Annotated in this window: 14 protein-coding genes; 7 read left to right on the top strand and 7 right to left on the bottom strand. The window is 48.5% G+C overall.

Annotated elements, in window-relative coordinates:
* Window positions 1–1,551: a DHA2 family efflux MFS transporter permease subunit gene (locus DWW52_RS06945; protein ID WP_118714733.1), complete on the top strand. Its 1,551-nt coding sequence runs from the start codon at window positions 1–3 to the stop codon at window positions 1,549–1,551.
* A 34-nt stretch (window positions 1,552–1,585) separates the two neighbouring features.
* On the opposite strand, the gene DWW52_RS06940 is transcribed toward DWW52_RS06945, so the two are convergent.
* Window positions 1,586–2,602 (bottom strand): aldose epimerase family protein, encoded by a 1,017-nt coding sequence (locus tag DWW52_RS06940; protein WP_118714732.1) that lies wholly within the window; start codon window positions 2,600–2,602, stop codon window positions 1,586–1,588.
* A 155-nt stretch (window positions 2,603–2,757) separates the two neighbouring features.
* On the opposite strand from DWW52_RS06940, the gene DWW52_RS06935 reads away from it, so the two are divergent.
* Window positions 2,758–3,912: a galactokinase gene (locus DWW52_RS06935; RefSeq protein WP_118714731.1), complete on the top strand. Its 1,155-nt coding sequence runs from the start codon at window positions 2,758–2,760 to the stop codon at window positions 3,910–3,912.
* 24 nt (window positions 3,913–3,936) lie between these two features.
* Window positions 3,937–5,562, top strand: a complete 1,626-nt coding sequence (locus DWW52_RS06930; RefSeq protein ID WP_118714730.1) for a sodium/sugar symporter — start codon at window positions 3,937–3,939, stop codon at window positions 5,560–5,562.
* A gap of 56 nt (window positions 5,563–5,618) precedes the next feature.
* Here DWW52_RS06930 and DWW52_RS06925 read toward each other — a convergent pair whose 3' ends face one another.
* The 6 genes from DWW52_RS06925 to DWW52_RS06900 all read right to left on the bottom strand — a co-directional run bounded on the left by DWW52_RS06925 (window position 5,619) and on the right by DWW52_RS06900 (window position 11,583).
* Window positions 5,619–6,170 (bottom strand): 2-oxoacid:acceptor oxidoreductase family protein, encoded by a 552-nt coding sequence (locus tag DWW52_RS06925; RefSeq protein WP_118714729.1) that lies wholly within the window; start codon window positions 6,168–6,170, stop codon window positions 5,619–5,621.
* A gap of 99 nt (window positions 6,171–6,269) precedes the next feature.
* Window positions 6,270–7,037 (bottom strand): thiamine pyrophosphate-dependent enzyme, encoded by a 768-nt coding sequence (locus DWW52_RS06920; RefSeq protein ID WP_118714728.1) that lies wholly within the window; start codon window positions 7,035–7,037, stop codon window positions 6,270–6,272.
* A 3-nt stretch (window positions 7,038–7,040) separates the two neighbouring features.
* A complete protein-coding gene (locus tag DWW52_RS06915) occupies window positions 7,041–8,126 on the bottom strand; it encodes a 3-methyl-2-oxobutanoate dehydrogenase subunit VorB (RefSeq protein WP_118714727.1) in 1,086 nt (361 codons plus the stop codon).
* A 19-nt stretch (window positions 8,127–8,145) separates the two neighbouring features.
* Window positions 8,146–8,373, bottom strand: coding sequence for a 4Fe-4S binding protein (locus DWW52_RS06910; protein WP_027202850.1), 228 nt, complete (start codon window positions 8,371–8,373; stop codon window positions 8,146–8,148).
* Between the two features lie 226 nt (window positions 8,374–8,599).
* Window positions 8,600–9,919: a pyridoxal phosphate-dependent aminotransferase gene (locus DWW52_RS06905; RefSeq protein WP_118714726.1), complete on the bottom strand. Its 1,320-nt coding sequence runs from the start codon at window positions 9,917–9,919 to the stop codon at window positions 8,600–8,602.
* 323 nt (window positions 9,920–10,242) lie between these two features.
* Entirely contained in the window at window positions 10,243–11,583 is a 1,341-nt protein-coding gene (locus tag DWW52_RS06900) for a TIGR01777 family oxidoreductase (protein WP_118714725.1), read from the bottom strand.
* A gap of 469 nt (window positions 11,584–12,052) precedes the next feature.
* Here DWW52_RS06900 and DWW52_RS06895 point away from each other — a divergent pair, with 469 nt between their 5' ends.
* From DWW52_RS06895 to DWW52_RS06880, 4 genes are all read left to right on the top strand, one after another.
* Window positions 12,053–12,676, top strand: coding sequence for a hypothetical protein (locus DWW52_RS06895; protein ID WP_118714724.1), 624 nt, complete (start codon window positions 12,053–12,055; stop codon window positions 12,674–12,676).
* Between the two features lie 159 nt (window positions 12,677–12,835).
* The gene (locus DWW52_RS06890) at window positions 12,836–14,065 is read left to right on the top strand and encodes an ABC transporter permease (protein WP_118714987.1); all 1,230 of its coding nucleotides are present in this window, start codon (window positions 12,836–12,838) and stop codon (window positions 14,063–14,065) included.
* A 12-nt stretch (window positions 14,066–14,077) separates the two neighbouring features.
* Window positions 14,078–14,851, top strand: coding sequence for an energy transducer TonB (locus DWW52_RS06885; RefSeq protein ID WP_233556746.1), 774 nt, complete (start codon window positions 14,078–14,080; stop codon window positions 14,849–14,851).
* 266 nt (window positions 14,852–15,117) lie between these two features.
* Complete coding sequence (locus DWW52_RS06880) at window positions 15,118–15,795, top strand: ComF family protein (RefSeq protein ID WP_118714723.1); 678 nt, start codon at window positions 15,118–15,120, stop codon at window positions 15,793–15,795.
* Window positions 15,796–15,811 lie beyond the last annotated feature (16 nt).

The raw sequence follows: 15,811 nt of genomic DNA, 5'->3' as shown, positions 1-15,811 counted from the left end.
ATGGAGACTGGGAGTGCGACACCCTTGGGAGGTTCGAGTTACAAGTGGCTCGTGTTGTTCAACGTGATGCTGACCACCTTTATGGCTGTGCTGGATTCCACGGTGGTAAACACGGGGTTGCCCGTTATCATGGGGACGCTAGGGGCTTCGATGAACAGTGCCGAGTGGATATTGACCGGGTATATGCTTTCGATGGCGACGATTCTCCCGGCGGCGGGGTGGTTGTCCGATCGGTTCGGGTATAAACGACTGTTTATTTTCTCGTTAGTGGTTTTCACGATCGGTTCGTTCATGTGCGGCAATTCGACGGCGATCGGGGAGTTGGTTTTCTGGCGAATCTTTCAGGGAATCGGGGGCGGGCTGTTGATGCCGGTGGGAATGGCCGTTGTCACGACGGTGTTCCCGGTCGAGCAACGGGGAATGGCTCTCGGCTTTTGGGCGATTGCCTCTGCGGCTTCCGTTTCGTTTGGTCCGTTGATCGGTGGTTATCTGGTGGATAACCTGAACTGGAATTATATCTTTTTCGTGAATATCCCGATTGGGGTGTTCAGTATCATTTACACGATGATCGTGCAGCAGGAGTATAAGACGGGCATCCGGCAGAAGTTCGATATACCGGGATTCGTGACGTCCGCTATTTTCTTGCCCGTGTTCCTATACGGGCTGTCGGAAGTGACGTCGAGTACGAACACGAGGGGATGGTCGAGCCCGCTGGTGCTGGGGTGTATGTGGGTGGCGGCCGTTAGTTTCGTGCTTTTTATTTACACGGAGCTGACCGTCAAGAATCCCATGATTAACCTGAAGATTTTCAAAGATCATAATTTCTCGCTGGCGAACCTGATCGTGTTTATCTTCGGGGTGGGAATGTTCGGGAGTACTTTCCTGATTCCGCTTTACATGCAGGATTCTCTGGGGTATTCGGCTTACCAGACGGGGTTGTTTTTCTTGCCCGTGGGGTTCTTGCAGGCGGTGGCTTCCCCGCTGGCAGGAAACGCTGCCCGGTGGGTTAATTCCAAGGTGGTGATCGTGCTGGGATTGCTGTTGCTTTGCAGTAGTTTTTACATGAATTACTCTTTTTCTTTCCTGACGGATAAGTGGTATATCATGGTTAGCCTTTACCTGCGGGGCGTGGGGTTGGGGATTCTTTACCCTCCGTTGCTCAACGTGTCGTTGCGAATGATCAGTAACCAGCAGATGGCGCAGGCGTCGAGCGTTACCAATATCGTGCGGCAGATCGGGGGGAGTTTCGGGGTGGCGATGTTCAGCCATTTGCTCAGCCAGCGACGAACGTTTCACACGGAGCGTTATCATGAGGCAATCGCTTATTCCGAACAGACTTACACGAACGTGGTCGACGGGTTGAGGCATTTCTTTTCAGCGAGTGGGGGACTCGGACATGCGGAATCCGTATCCTACGCCAAACGGTATATACTTGAACACGTGGACATGGAGGCTTATATCAGCGGTATAGACGATGTTTTCTTCGTGGCTTTTGTCACCACGCTCCTAGCTTTGATCCCGATGTTCTTTTTGAAAACGAAACGAAAATAATAGTATTTCATCACGTACTATCAGTTGACGGTGGCTATTGGAAAGAATCTTCACTCCAATCTTCCTCCACGCCAAAACAGTTGAACGAGTAAATCGTTTTGTGGTAATATCGTTCTCCCGGATTCAAGCGGGTGGACGGGAATGACGGTTGATGAGGGCTGTCCGGGAACATCTGTGCTTCCAGGGCGATGCCGGAATAGGGACCGTAATGCCGGCCTCCCTTGCCGTTCGTCACGTCGATGTATTTTCCCGTGTAGACTTGCAGACCGGGATAGTCGGACAGGATCGTGATCGTGATCCCGTTCTTGGGATGCGACAATTCGGCCATGAGCTGGGGTTCTATCGGGTCCTCGTACGCGTAGCAATCGTCCAGCCCGTCTTCTTGCAGGGCAAGGAAAAGCGGTTTGTTGAAATTGAATGAATGTTTCGTGTCAGCGGGAAGGATCGTTCCCGTGGGGATCAGATCGGGTGTTGTTTCCAGGTAGCGGGAGGAATATAGACGCAGTTCATGGTTCCCGATGTTCGTGTCATCCGGGTTTAGATTGAAGTAGGGATGTTGCGTGAGGTTCACGTGTGTCGGCTGGTCGCAACTGGCGTCATAGATGACCCGGAATACATTGTTTTCTATAGAATAGCGTACCGTGACATCCAGGGTGCCGGGGAATCCGTTCTCGCCATCCGGGCTGGTGTAGCGCAAGATCAGATGTTCATCGTCCGGTTGCTCGACATCCCATATCCGCTGGTCGAACCCGGGTGTTCCCCCGTGCAGGCAATTCTCTTTTTCGTTTTTATTTAGCAGGTAGGTCTTGTCGTTGATGGTGATCTCTCCGTTTTTGATGCGATTACCATAGCGTCCGATGAGGGCCCCGAAGTAAGGATAATTGTTCCGGTAGGCCGGAGCGATGTATTGTTCAACGGTATCAAACCCTAAAACTACGTCTACCCGTCGCCATCTGCAATCGCGCACGAACAGGTTTTTTATAATCCCTCCGAGATTACAGACGTGAATCTCAAGACATTCGTTTTTAAGAATATATTCTTTCAGTTCCATGACCTATGATTTTTATCAAGTCATAAAAATAAGCAATAGTAGGAGATTTTCATCCGTGATAAATATAAAAAATTAAAGAAAATACTTTAACTTTGTAGACATGTGGCGTTAGCCCCCATTTTAAATTCTAAATTTTAAACTCTAAATTAATTAAAATGGATACAGGCGTGTTAGAACAGAGGTTCAAGGAGGTTTACGGGAGAAAAGCGGAACATCTTTATTTCGCCCCGGGGCGGGTGAACTTGATCGGGGAACATATTGATTATAACGGGGGAAGGGTTTTCCCGTGTGCGTTGAGTTTCGGGACTTACCTGCTGATGGCTCGCCGGGAGGACCGGAAGACCGGGTTTGCCAGTATGAATCAGGCTTTCCGGGGGGAATTTGACGAGCGTGTTTTCGAGAATAAACCTGCCGAATGGGTGAAGTATCCGTTGGGCGTGTTGAAGGAGTTCGCGGACCGGGGATTCGATCCGTGGGGATTTGATGTCCTGTACTTCGGGGATATTCCGAACGGGGCGGGACTTTCTTCGTCTGCTTCTATCGAGGTAGTGACGGCTTTTATGCTGAACGATATGTTGAACACGGGGCTGGACGTGGTGGAGCTGGTGAAGATGTCACAACGGGCCGAGAATGTTTTCGTCGGGATGAATTGCGGGATTATGGATCAGTTTGCCGTGGGCATGGGCCGAAGCGGGCATGCTATCGCTTTGGATTGCGGCACGCTGGAGTATGACCTGATCCCGTTGAATATTAACGGTTATAAGTTGGTAATTGCCAATTCGAACAAGAATCATGATCTGGTGACCTCGGAATATAACGTGCGGCGAAGCCAGTGTGAACAGGCGTTGGCCGCTATAAACAGGGAGATTGACGCGAAGCATTTGTGCGACTTGAGCGTGGCGGAATTCGAGGACGTGAAGCATTTGATAGCGGATGATACGGTCTGTCGCAGGGCCCGTCATGCGGTGACGGAGAATGCCCGCGTGAACGAGGCGATCAACGTGTTGCAGAAAGGCGATTTAGTTCGCTTCGGGCAATTGATGAACGAGTCTCATCGTTCCTTGAAAGAGGATTACGAGGTCACCGGGACAGAGATGGATACTTTGGCGGAAGAGGGACAGAAGTTGCCGGGCGTGTTGGGTTCTCGCATCACGGGAGGAGGTTTCGGCGGCTGTACCGTGAGTCTGGTGGCAGAAGATGACGTGTCTGGCTTTGTCGAGAAGTTGGCGGCGGTATACCATGAGAAAATCGGGTTGAGTGCCGAGTTCTACGTGGCGGATATCGGTGACGGGGTAAGGAGAATTTACTAAGTATAAACCATAATAGCTGGAAAGATGTTGAACACAAGTTTTGAGTTCTGGGATTATTTCATTTTCGGGGCGTACGCCTTGATGATTATCGCCGTGGGATTATGGGTGTCGAGGGGAAAGAAGGGCGTGCAGAAGACAACGGAGGATTATTTTCTTGCAAGTAAGTCATTGCCGTGGTGGGCTATCGGTGCCTCGTTGATCGCGGCGAATATCTCTGCCGAGCAGTTTATCGGGATGTCCGGATCGGGCTTTGCCGTGGGGCTGGCGATCGCGTCATACGAGTTTATGGCTGCGCTGACGCTGATTATCGTGGGAAAGTTTTTCTTGCCGATATTTATCAAGCAGGGATTGTACACGATTCCCGAATTCGTGGAGAAACGTTTTTCCACGAATCTTAAAACGATTCTGGCCGTGTTCTGGATCGCCCTGTTCGTGTTCGTGAACCTGACTTCCGTGTTATTCTTGGGGGCGAAGGCGATTGATACGATTATCGGTTCGGGGAATGGGGATTTGTTTATTCCCGCCATTGTCGGGTTGGCTTTCGTGGCAGCCGCCTATTCTATTTATGGCGGGTTGTCGGCCGTGGCCTGGACGGATGTGATTCAGGTGGCTCTGTTGATTATCGGGGGCGTGATCACGACGCTTATCGCGTTGGATAACGTGTTGCCCGGCGGCGGTATCGTGGAAGGGTTTAACCACGTGCTTGACACGGCGGGGGATAAGTTCCACATGATTATCTCGAAGGATAATCCGGAGTTCAAGAATCTACCGGGTATCGCGGTACTTGTCGGTGGGTTGTGGGTGGCGAACCTGTATTACTGGGGATTTAATCAATATATTATTCAACGTACCTTGGCTGCGAAGTCTTTGAAAGAGGCTCAACGGGGGATCGCTTTCGCGGCGTTCCTGAAGTTGATCGTGCCTCTGATCGTGGTTATTCCGGGAATTGTGGCTTTCGTGATGTACACGGAGGCGAAAGACCCGTCTGTAACCGCCATGTTCGAGGTGACAGGGGGGAACGATAAGGCGTATCCTTGGTTGATCGGGACGTTTGTTCCCACGGGGTTGAAGGGATTAGTGCTTGCGGCGTTGGCGGCGGCGATCGTTTCTTCGTTGGCTTCCATGCTGAATTCAACGTCCACGATTTTCACGATGGATATTTATAAACCGTATATTGACCGCGAGGCTTCCCATAAGAAGCTGGTGGGTGTGGGACGTGTTACGGCAGCCGTGGCGTTGGTCGTGGCGTGTTTGCTGGCCCCGATGATGGCGAATTTCGACCAGATGTTCGTGTATATACAAGAGTACACCGGGTTGGTGAGTCCCGGAATCCTGGCTGTTTTCTTGATGGGATTGTTCTGGAAAAAGACCACGAACCGGGGGGCGATTACGGGTGTGTTGATCTCTATCCCGGTTGCCTTGTTGTTGAAGTTCCTGCCGATAGAGATGCCGTTCCTCGATCAGATGATGTACACGTTCCTGTTGACGATGGTGACGATCGGTATGGTTAGTCTGGCAACTTGCAAGACGGATGATGACCCGAAGGGATTGGCTTTAACGTCGGATATGTTCAAGACGGATAAAGCGTTTAATATATGTGCATACATAATCTGTATCTTGTTGGCTGTGATTTATACGGCTTGCTGGTAATTGAAGTAAAAAGAAAACCCCGCCGAAGGCGGGGTTTTCTTTTCTTGTGTCGTGAACTATAGTTGGTTAACAACTTCTACATTGTTCATACCGGTCTGGATGGCCTCGATGTTCATCGGGATCATCTTGTGGTGACGTGCGGGTAAAGATTTCTGTAATCCTTTTTCCACGTTGTCAAGTTTCACGATCGGTTTTACTTTCAAGAATCCTCCGAGAACGATCATGTTGAAGACTTTCGGGTTACCTTGCTCCACGGCAATGGCAGTTCCCTCGATCTTGTAGATGTTGATATCTTTTCTCGTGGGTTCGTGAGTGATTCCGTTCGGGTCGTAAATCAAGGTCCCGCCCGGTTTTACCATGCTTTCGAACTTGTCCATGGATTGTTGGTTCAGAACGATAGCGGTATCGTATTTGGTTAAGATCGGGGAGCTGATACGCTCGTCGCTAAGGATAACGGTCACGTTGGCAGTACCACCACGCATTTCAGGACCGTAAGAAGGCATCCAAGCAACTTCCTGATCTTGCATAATTCCGGAGTAAGCGAGAATCTTTCCCATGGAAAGAACTCCTTGTCCACCGAATCCTGCTATAATGATTTCTTCTGTCATAATTATTGAGTTTATAAGGTTATAAAGTTATAAAGTTTATAAGGTTAGAATAAAAATGACTTTATGAACCTTATGGACTTTATGAACTTTATGAACTGATTAAATGTCTTTGATATCTCCTAACGGGTATTTCGGGAACATGTTCTCGACCATCCATTTGTTGGCTTCTACCGGGGTTACTTTCCAACCGGAGTTACACGTACTGACAACTTCCACGAAAGAGACTCCTTTGTCTTTCCGGGTGTTCTCGAATGCCTTGCGGATAGCGGCTTTTGTTTTGCGCACGTTCGCCGGGGTGTGTACCGATTGGCGAGTCACGTAGCAAGTTCCGTCCAGTTGGGCAAGTAATTCGGTCAGTTTCATCGGGAAACCGTTTAATTTAGCATCACGTCCGTAAGGAGTGGTAGCGGTGACCTGTCCCAGAAGGGTAGTCGGGGCCATTTGTCCCCCGGTCATACCGTAGATGGCGTTGTTGATAAAGATAACCACGATGTTCTCGCCACGGCTGCACGCATGCATGATTTCTCCGCATCCGATAGATGCCAAGTCACCATCGCCCTGGTACGTGAACACGTAGCGATCGGGGTGAACACGGCTGATACCCGTGGCCACGGCCGGAGCCCGTCCGTGAGCTGCTTCCGCCCAGTCGATATCCAAATAGTTGTAAGCGAGTACGGAACATCCCACCGGAGACACGCCGATAGTCTTGTCCTGGATACCCATTTCTTCGATCACTTCCGCAACAAGTTTGTGAACTACCCCGTGGGAACATCCCGGGCAGTAGTGCATCACGTTGTCGGTAAGCACGGGAGTTTTCTTGTAAACAATATTCTCCTCTTTTATTATATCTTTTAATTCTACTGACATAGCTTATGCTCCTATAATTTGTTTTTTAAGTGCTTCAACGATCTCTTCCGGCGTGGGAATAACTCCCCCGAAACGTCCGAAGTGTTCTACCGGGATTCTGAATTTGGCAGCCTGGCGAACGTCTTCTACCATTTGTCCGGCGCTCATTTCCACGGTCAGGATTCCTTTCACTTGTTTGGAAAGTCTTTCGATTTCTTTCGTCGGGAAAGGATACAGCGTGATCGGGCGAAGGATACCTACCTTGATGCCTTGTTCACGGCAAAGTTGCACGGCCTTCTGGCAAATACGTGAAGCGGAGCCGTAAGCCACGAACAGGTATTCTGCGTCATCGCATTGGATTTCTTCGAAACGCACTTCGTTTTCTTCCATTGCACGGTATTTTGCCTGCAATTTGTGGTTGAAAGTTTCTTGTTTGTAAGAATCCAGTTCAAGAGAGGTTACCGTGTTGTGAGAGCGGTGTGCTTTCTTTCCGGTTAACGCCCAGCTATCGGACATTTGGTTGATCTCTTCTTCGGTCCAGCGAGGTTTGTATTCGCTCAATTGAACTTTTTCCATCATCTGCCCGATAACACCGTCAGCAAGGATCATGGCGGGGTTACGATATTTGAATGCCAAATCAAAACCAAGACCGACGAAATCGTTCATTTCCTGAACGGAAGCGGGAGCAAGTACGATCAAGTGATAGTCTCCGTGACCTCCACCTTTCGTTGCTTGGAAATAGTCACTTTGTGCCGGTTGAATGGTTCCCAAACCTGGGCCTCCACGTACAACGTCCACGACCAGACAGGGGAGTTCAGCACCTGCCAGATAGGTTAGACCTTCCTGCATCAACGAGATACCGGGGCTGGATGATGATGTCATCGCTTTTTTACCGCAAGCAGCGGCACCGTATACCATGTTGATTGAGGATATTTCACTCTCGGCCTGCAACACGACCATTCCTGTTTCCTCCCACGGTTTGCGTGCCATGAGAGTCTCCATGACTTCGGATTGCGGGGTAATAGGATAACCATAATAAGCATCACATCCACAACGGATAGCAGCCTCGGCTATTACCTCATTCCCTTTCATTAATTTTACTTCTGCCATTTTCGGTAGTTTTTATTCTTTATTGAACATTCATTTTGTAAACGGTGATTACCGAGTCCGGGCATACCAACGCGCAGCTGGCACATCCAATACATGCTTCCGGATTTACCATCTCGGAATAGTGGTATCCTTTTCCATTTACCTCTTTCGCTAGATCGAGGGTTTTGGTAGGACACGCGACCACGCAAAGGTTGCACCCCTTGCATTTTTCTTTGTCAACGACGACAGCGCCTCTAAATTTTGCCATAATTGATTTGATTATGATTTATAAATAAATTCTGCTTTTGCCTTATATTTCGTAACGCATTTACGGGATAAAATTACAAACTTAAATTGAATCATGAAATAGGTTGCTTGTATTTTAACATTGTTTTGCTATTATTTTTATTGTTATCCCGCAATCCCTTGAAATAGGGATTTTTTGTATGAATTGAAAATTGAAAATCACGTTTTCAATTTTCAATTCTCCGTTTTCAATTGATCTTATGGTCTGCCGCGAATCGTTTCAAGCGTTCTTCAAGGGCAGGCATCCGATCGAGACCGGTCTGTGAAACGCAGGCGCGAAGACCTTGTTTCTTGGAGCCCGTATCTCGCAACGGGATGGCTGATATACCGTAGTACAGGATTTCTTTCGTGAGGTCGCCTCCCGTGAAACCGGGATAGATGATCGTGAAGTAGAAGCCGTCGGCAATGGGTTCGGCCAAGTCCCGGTCATACACGATCTCGAAACCGTATTTCGTGAATAAGGTTTTCATGGCGTTCGCTCTTTGCGCGTATTCCCGCACCCCGTCGAGGATGTTGATACGTCCCTCGTTGGCGGCTTTCAGGATGGCAGCCATGGCGTACTGGCAGGAGTGGGTGGTCCCGGACGACAGGGTGTAGATGATCCGGTTGACGATGGTGTAACCCAATGTCCCCAGTCCACCGAAACGGTCGTGCAGGTTGTCATATTTCCGGTTGTACAGGGCATCAGAGATGCACATGATCCCGAGACGTTGTCCGGCGTAGCTGAACAGTTTGGAACCGGAGATCATCGCGATGTAGTTGTCCGTGTATTTGCCCACGGTCGGTTGGAAGGGGGCTTTTCCCGGTACGGAGAGGTCCCGGCGGAAGTCCATGGCGAAATAGGCGAGGTCTTCCAGCACGATGACATCGTATTTGGTGGCCAGTTCCCCGATGATTTTCAATTCCTCGTCGGTGAAGCATATCCAGGCCGGGTTGTTGGGATTGCTGTATAGGATTGCGGCAATGTTTCCCTTGGAAAGATGTTCTTCCAGTTTTTCACGGAGTTTCTCTCCGCGGTAGTTGTAAACGTCGAATGATTCGATGGGTTTACCGATAACCTGCATCTGGGTTTTCTGCACGGGGAATCCCGGGTCGATGAAAAGAACCGTGTCTTTCCCTTTCTTGCATTCCGTGGTAGCCATGAACGCGGCGTAGCAAGCCTGCATGGAGCCTACCGTGGGGATGATGCCTTCCGGTTTGACGTTGATATCCATGAAGTTTTTCACGAATTTGGAACCCTCTTCTTTGAATTCCTTGTGTCCTTCGAGCATGGGATAGAATTGAGCGCATCCGGCACGAAGGGCTTCGATTTCGGCGTCGATACCTACTTTTGAGGGAGCGAGTCCCGGAACGCCCATTTCCATGCGGATGAACTTTTCCCCGCTTTCGGCTTCAACCAGGTTAACTACTTTCACGATATCGCGTATCGTGGCATCTTCCATGTCACGGATTCCACACGCTTCCAGCTTCTGGTCTACGATTTTTTTGTCAATTAGATTATTTTGCATGACTATTCTATATGATTTATTCTATTTTCTCAGCTTGTACGCGAGTTTAATAAAAAATCGTCATTATATGCTCCGAAATCGTTTTAAATTTGAAGTGGCTCGTGTAATTTAGTTTGATTCTGAAATTGGGAGAGATGTCTTTCGGGTTATTTATCCGTTTTTCGGTATTTGGATGGTTCGGTATGGTCTTACCGGGCTAAACACGAGAAGGCGGGATGGAGTGGTGAGGTATTTGCCCGGTTTGTTTAATGTCGAGTCTAATGCATTGGCATATATTGTTTTGTCAATGCTAATACGAGGTGATGGAAAGATGAAAATAAGCCTTAGTCCTGTTTGGTGAAAATCAGTTTGTTCGTGTCGTAGCCCTTTTCCCGGAGGTGGTTGAGCAATTTATCCAATATCGTGTTTGGTAAGTTTTTTTCACGACTCAGTATCCAGAGATATTTGTCCGTGCTGCTGCCCACGACGACGTAATTGTAATCTGTGTCCAGTTCGAGGATGTAGTAGTCGGAGTAGAACCATAAAAAGAATGAAACTTTCAGTTTGCCCGGGGCGTCGGGATCGGGTTGTTTGGCTCGTCCGATGGCCTTGTTGTGTGTGTTTTTCCTGTATCCTTCGTTTTCCACTCGAATTTTGCCGTTGGATAATCGTGTGTAAGTGGCTGTCACGTGGGTCATTCCTTTCTCGAAGCGATTTTCGTAACGGGCGATCTCGTACCAACGTCCCATGTATCTGGGTAAATCCATCGTTTGGATCGTGCGGTTGTCAAAACTTTTCTGGGCTTTGTTTCCTGTTGTTATTTCTGCTTGACTCATGGTGGTTAGGAGTTTTTTTATTGTTGGATGGATATAGATAAATCCTGCTTTTTGCAATATCGAGGGGCGAACCGCTTGCCCGCTTGTTATGAAGGAGGCTCCTTCGCTATATAGCAGGTGGAAGATAAATTTGGGAAGCGGAACGATTAACCGGATTCCTTTTGCTTTTGCCAGCTCGCGTGCGAAGTGTTTCTGGGAGATCACTTCGGGAGAGGTGAGGTTTATCGTGCCTTGTAAGTGGGGGTGTTGTATGATGAAATCGTACGCGTTGCATAAGTCTTGCATGCTTATCCACGGGAATGGCTGTTGTCCGTTTCCTATGATTGCGCCTAGGTGTGTTACGTGTTGCAAGCGAATCATCTGTTGTAAAACACCCCCGTCTTCGGAAAGTATAATGCCGAATCGAGTGATAACCAGGCGAGTTGCGTGAGGACATTCGTGGGCTTCTCGTTCCCAGGCCTGACACAAGCGGGCCAAGAAATCCGATCCCGGTTGTCCGTCATGTTCGTCATGAATCCCGGAGGAAGAATAATAGCCTACGGCCGAGGTTGATATGAAGAGTTCCGGCGGGGTGTTAGCCGCTTTCATGGCGCGTACTAATTGGCGGGTCACGGGAATGCGGCTGTCTTGTAATTCCTGTTTGTACGCTTTGGTCCAGCGTTTGTTGATGGGAGCTCCGGCGAGATTGATGACGATCTGGCTTGTTTGTATGGCATGACACAATTGGTTGAAGTCTTCTTCTTTGAAGAAACTTCTTCCTAAAGGGATGATTTCATGGCCTTTCCCTGTTAAGAAGCGTGTGAGATGTTGACCCACGTATCCGCTTGCGCCGCTCATCGCAATTTTCATAAACGCCTTCTTGTTTTATTTAATCGACTACCGGATGTTTTTGATGGTCGTGTGAGTTTATCGACTCAAAGTTACATCTGGGAGCGTGATTTCTTTTGTTCATGTAAGTATATTGTTAAACGAATGAAAATGGTGAAAATGTTTCAAGCGGAAAGGGGTTTGTTAATGATATGGAATAAAGAAAAAGGGTGTTGCGCTACTCGTGTGCCGGAGTTTCTGTGTTGATGCGCCGGTTGTTCGTGGGTAAGTTGATTGAATGTTGATTGAAAGTTCATTAAAAATTGATTGCGTTACCCGGGGATTCTTACTTGAATTTATATTGATATGTAGAGAATATACTAAAGCGTGTGGCGAGAGATACTGTTGAGCGTGCGGCGGGATAGCGATAAAATGTTGAGAATCAAGTTTAATAAATAAAAAGAACAGAGTTATGGAGATTTTATTATCAAGTCAAAGAAAAAAATGGTCAATGAATGGGATTACGTATTATTATAAGTCCGGGAAATTGTGCCAGTGTAAAAGCCGGAATGCCCGGTTGGTCACGGGAAAGAAAAAAGATGGCACTCTATTAGTGCCAACCCCGGAACAGGTAAAAGCGAGGGCCGTGTTTAAGATGATGTTCTATTTGAAAGGGTTTTATTTCCGACAGATAGAGGAAATTCCTATTTGGGATGTAGCTTCGGGGACGGTGGAACAGAATCGTTGGGCGAAGTTTCATCGTGCGAACGCGCCGGCTTGTGATGAACGAGGAGTGGTGGATTTCCCGTCTTTCGAATTTAGCGTGGGGAAGTTGTTCCAGCCGATGAATGCGCGAGTGATACGAAAAGGGTGGACGTTAATCGTGACTTGGGAGAATCGGGAGAATCGGGAATTGTCCCGGATGTCGGACGGGTTGAGAGTGGGGTATTTTTACGATTCTTATCCGAAAGCTCCAAAATTACTTCCCGGGGTCGTGGCGAAAAGGGGGGATTGCCGGGCGGAGTTTACTATCCCGGATGCGGGATTACCGGTGATGGAAGGGGTGCATGTATATTTGTTCTTCATGCGAAAGGATAAGGGTGCTTTTTCATCAAGCAAGTATTTTCGGGTTTAGTGAATAAATCCGTATATTTGTTGCTGTTTAACGAGGCGAGGTTATGTTTGGGAAAAGAATTTTGTTTTCGTAGTTTCGCGTAATTATAATAGTAGAATTGAAATGTTGGTGTGAAGTCGTTCTTCATTTTCAATTTTCAATTTTCAATTTTCAATGGTTATGAATTTAGAATGGTATATCGCGCGTAGGTTGTTGAAAGGGGATGCCACGAAATCCGCGTCGGTTCCGATTGTGAAGATCGCTATCGTCGGGATCGCGTTAGGATTGTGCGTGATGTTACTGTCTTTGTTTATTATCACGGGTTTCAAGCACGAGATCACGGATAAGTTGTCGGGGTTCACGGCTCACCTGAACGTGGTCCCTTTTATTCCCGGGTCGACGGGAGAGGGGGGTGTGGTGCGGGAGGCCGATTCGCTGGTCAGCGTGTTGAAGCGGGTCGAGGGGGTGAAAAACGTGTACGGTTATATCGAGAAACCCGCTATTTTCAAGAGTCAGGAGGAGATTCACGGGGTGGTGCTACGGGGGATGGATGCCGGGTATGATGTTGCCTTTTTCCGGCAAAACCTGAAGGAGGGGGATATGCCTGATTTTAGCTCGGAACGGGCTTCGAACGAGATATTGATTTCGTCGTCGGTGGCGGATATGCTGGAAGTGGGAGTGGGCGGAAGGATAACGGCTCATTTCGTGCAGGAACCGCCACGGGCAAGGGTTTTCACGGTGGCCGGGATTTACGATACGGGGTTCAAGGAGTATGATGACGTGATGGTGTTGGTGGACGAACGACATTTGGCGAAATTGAACGATTGGGGACCGGGTGAGGTGTCGGGAGTGGCCGTGGAGTTGGAGGATGTGAATCGGGTGAGCGAAATCGGGGGGAAGGTGGAAGATATCGTGTATGATATGAGCGGGAATTACGAGGTGCGAACGCTTGCCGACGTGGCCCCGCAGATTTTTGACTGGTTGGCGTTGCTGAACATGAACGTGTGGGTGATTCTGATACTGATTGTCACGGTGGCCGGGTTTAACATGGTGTCGGGGTTGTTGATCCTGATACTGGATAAGACGTCATTGATCGGGATATTGAAGGCGTTGGGATACAAGAACGTGTCGCTTCGGAAATTGTTCCTGTATATATCGGCGGGTCTGATCGTGAAGGGGATGGTGTGGGGGAACGTGCTGGCGTTCGTGTTGGCGGGTGTGCAGGCTGTGTTTCACGTGATACATCTTGACCCGGTGACGTATTATATGGATACGGTGCCGGTTAATTTCAGTGTCGGGTACGTGATCCTGTTGAATCTGGGTGTGATCACGGTGACCGTATTGATGCTGATCGTGCCCACGATGTTGATATCTAAGATTAGTCCGGTGAAAGCGATTAAATTTGAGTAAATAGGTTGAGTTATGAGCGTGCAGTTTGATTTTTCCGGTATAAAGAGTTCCGTCATGGAGTGGTTGAAGGTGCATCGTCACGGGGTTATGGGGACGGTGATTTTTCATCTTGTGCTGGCTATTTTTCTAGTTTGCGTGGGGATTTCCAAGTTGGATTCTCAAGGCCGGATGGAGATTGAGCTGGATATGCCGGAACCGGAAATCGTGCAGCAAAAGCAGGAGGAACTCAAGAAGAAAGAGGAGATTGCCCGGCAGAGTGCCGATGACGAGGTGCGCGAGATGTTGCGTTCGCTGGCGGTGAATGAGGATGCGGTGAAGAAGAACGAGGGGGCGGAGGCGCACGAACGTGTGGAGGAGTACATCGAGCAGATACGGGAGGAAATAGGCGGGAGCTACGGTAATCGTTACCGGGCGAATAAAGACAAGCATTATAACGAGGATAGTATCCGGGCTCTCCGGGATAAGAAGGAACGGATGTTGGATTCGCTGCGATCTACGGTATACGTGGGAAAAAGTAGCGTGTCGTATAATATAAAAGGACGTTACAAGACCTATTTGCCGATTCCTATTTTCAAGTGCGAGTTTGGCGGGAAAGTGGTCGTGAATGTCATCGTGAATCGTAAGGGGCGTGTTGTTAAAGCGGAAGTCGTGGATGCGGAATCCCGTAAGGATGATTGTTTGCGGGAGGTCGCGGTGGATGCGGCTTTAAGTTCGGAGTTCAACGTTGACGAGAATGCCCCGGAACGACAGGCGGGAACGATTACTTACAATTTTGTAAAACAGTGAATGAGTCCATAAAGTTTATAAGGTTCATTTCAGAGAAATGTAGAATTTAAAATTTAGAATTTAGAATGAAAAAACGCTGGCCTTGTGCAGTGGGAATCTAAAATCTAAAATCTAAAATCTCTAAATCTAAAATGGATAATCCCCTGCGGGGCGCCTTGTTCACGGCAGCTTGTGTTGCCGAAGGTTGGAAGTATTTGAAGGAATTTAGGATGAAAAAAACGCTGGTTTTGTGCGGTTGAAATTTAAAATTAATAACCTCTTTTAGAATGAAAAGTTCTGTGTTCCCGTTTCTAAGGTTACTTTTTCCCCGTACTTGCGTGGTTTGTGGTGACGTTTTGGTGGAAGGAGAGCGGTTTTTGTGTTCGGGATGTTTGGGTGGTTTGCCTTTGAACGAGGGTATGGACGAGGAAGCGGATGAGGAGATGCGGGGAGATTTGGGGATCGAGAATTTGTACTGGTTGTTTCGTTATGACAGGGGAAGTGATTATCATCGGCTGGTGCATGCCGTGAAATACCGGTCAAATCGGGAGTTAGGCGTGTGGGCGGGTAGAATGTTGGGGGAGAGAATGGGAAATGCGGACGGGATTGATCGCGTTATTCCCGTGCCGTTACATCCGAAGCGGGAGAGAGAACGGGGTTTTAACCAGGCGTTTTTGATTGGCACGGGGATTGCAGAAGTTTTAGGGGTACGATTGGAATCGGATCGGTTGAAGAGGGTTGTGAATACCCCTTCGCAAACCGGACTGGAACGGGAGCGACGAGCGGGGAACGTGGCTGATGCTTTTAGACTGGAGAATGTCGAGGGACTTGAAGGTTGTCACGTGTTGTTGGTTGATGATGTTATAACGAGTGGGGCTACTGTTCGGGCATGTATGGCGGAGTTGTGTAAAATCAGGGGGATTCGGGTGAGTGTCGCTTGTCTTGGAAAGTCAGGCGGTATCTAAAAAAACTTGAATCTTA

Source organism: Odoribacter sp. AF15-53 (genome assembly GCF_003479425.1).
In the GTDB taxonomy this organism is placed as follows: Bacteria; Bacteroidota; Bacteroidia; order Bacteroidales; family Marinifilaceae; genus Butyricimonas.
This window is presented reverse-complemented; position numbering and strand designations above follow the sequence as displayed.

What these genes read in the sequence shown, in the direction of transcription:
- DWW52_RS06945 (WP_118714733.1), top strand. Translation starts at nt 1, where the DNA reads ATGGAGACTGGGAGTGCGACACCCTTGGGAGGTTCGAGTTACAAGTGG.
- DWW52_RS06940 (WP_118714732.1), bottom strand. Translation starts at nt 2,602, where the DNA reads ATGGAACTGAAAGAATATATTCTTAAAAACGAATGTCTTGAGATTCAC.
- DWW52_RS06935 (WP_118714731.1), top strand. Translation starts at nt 2,758, where the DNA reads ATGGATACAGGCGTGTTAGAACAGAGGTTCAAGGAGGTTTACGGGAGA.
- DWW52_RS06930 (WP_118714730.1), top strand. Translation starts at nt 3,937, where the DNA reads ATGTTGAACACAAGTTTTGAGTTCTGGGATTATTTCATTTTCGGGGCG.
- DWW52_RS06925 (WP_118714729.1), bottom strand. Translation starts at nt 6,170, where the DNA reads ATGACAGAAGAAATCATTATAGCAGGATTCGGTGGACAAGGAGTTCTT.
- DWW52_RS06920 (WP_118714728.1), bottom strand. Translation starts at nt 7,037, where the DNA reads ATGTCAGTAGAATTAAAAGATATAATAAAAGAGGAGAATATTGTTTAC.
- DWW52_RS06915 (WP_118714727.1), bottom strand. Translation starts at nt 8,126, where the DNA reads ATGGCAGAAGTAAAATTAATGAAAGGGAATGAGGTAATAGCCGAGGCT.
- DWW52_RS06910 (WP_027202850.1), bottom strand. Translation starts at nt 8,373, where the DNA reads ATGGCAAAATTTAGAGGCGCTGTCGTCGTTGACAAAGAAAAATGCAAG.
- DWW52_RS06905 (WP_118714726.1), bottom strand. Translation starts at nt 9,919, where the DNA reads ATGCAAAATAATCTAATTGACAAAAAAATCGTAGACCAGAAGCTGGAA.
- DWW52_RS06900 (WP_118714725.1), bottom strand. Translation starts at nt 11,583, where the DNA reads ATGAAAATTGCGATGAGCGGCGCAAGCGGATACGTGGGTCAACATCTC.
- DWW52_RS06895 (WP_118714724.1), top strand. Translation starts at nt 12,053, where the DNA reads ATGAATGGGATTACGTATTATTATAAGTCCGGGAAATTGTGCCAGTGT.
- DWW52_RS06890 (WP_118714987.1), top strand. Translation starts at nt 12,836, where the DNA reads ATGAATTTAGAATGGTATATCGCGCGTAGGTTGTTGAAAGGGGATGCC.
- DWW52_RS06885 (WP_233556746.1), top strand. Translation starts at nt 14,078, where the DNA reads ATGAGCGTGCAGTTTGATTTTTCCGGTATAAAGAGTTCCGTCATGGAG.
- DWW52_RS06880 (WP_118714723.1), top strand. Translation starts at nt 15,118, where the DNA reads ATGAAAAGTTCTGTGTTCCCGTTTCTAAGGTTACTTTTTCCCCGTACT.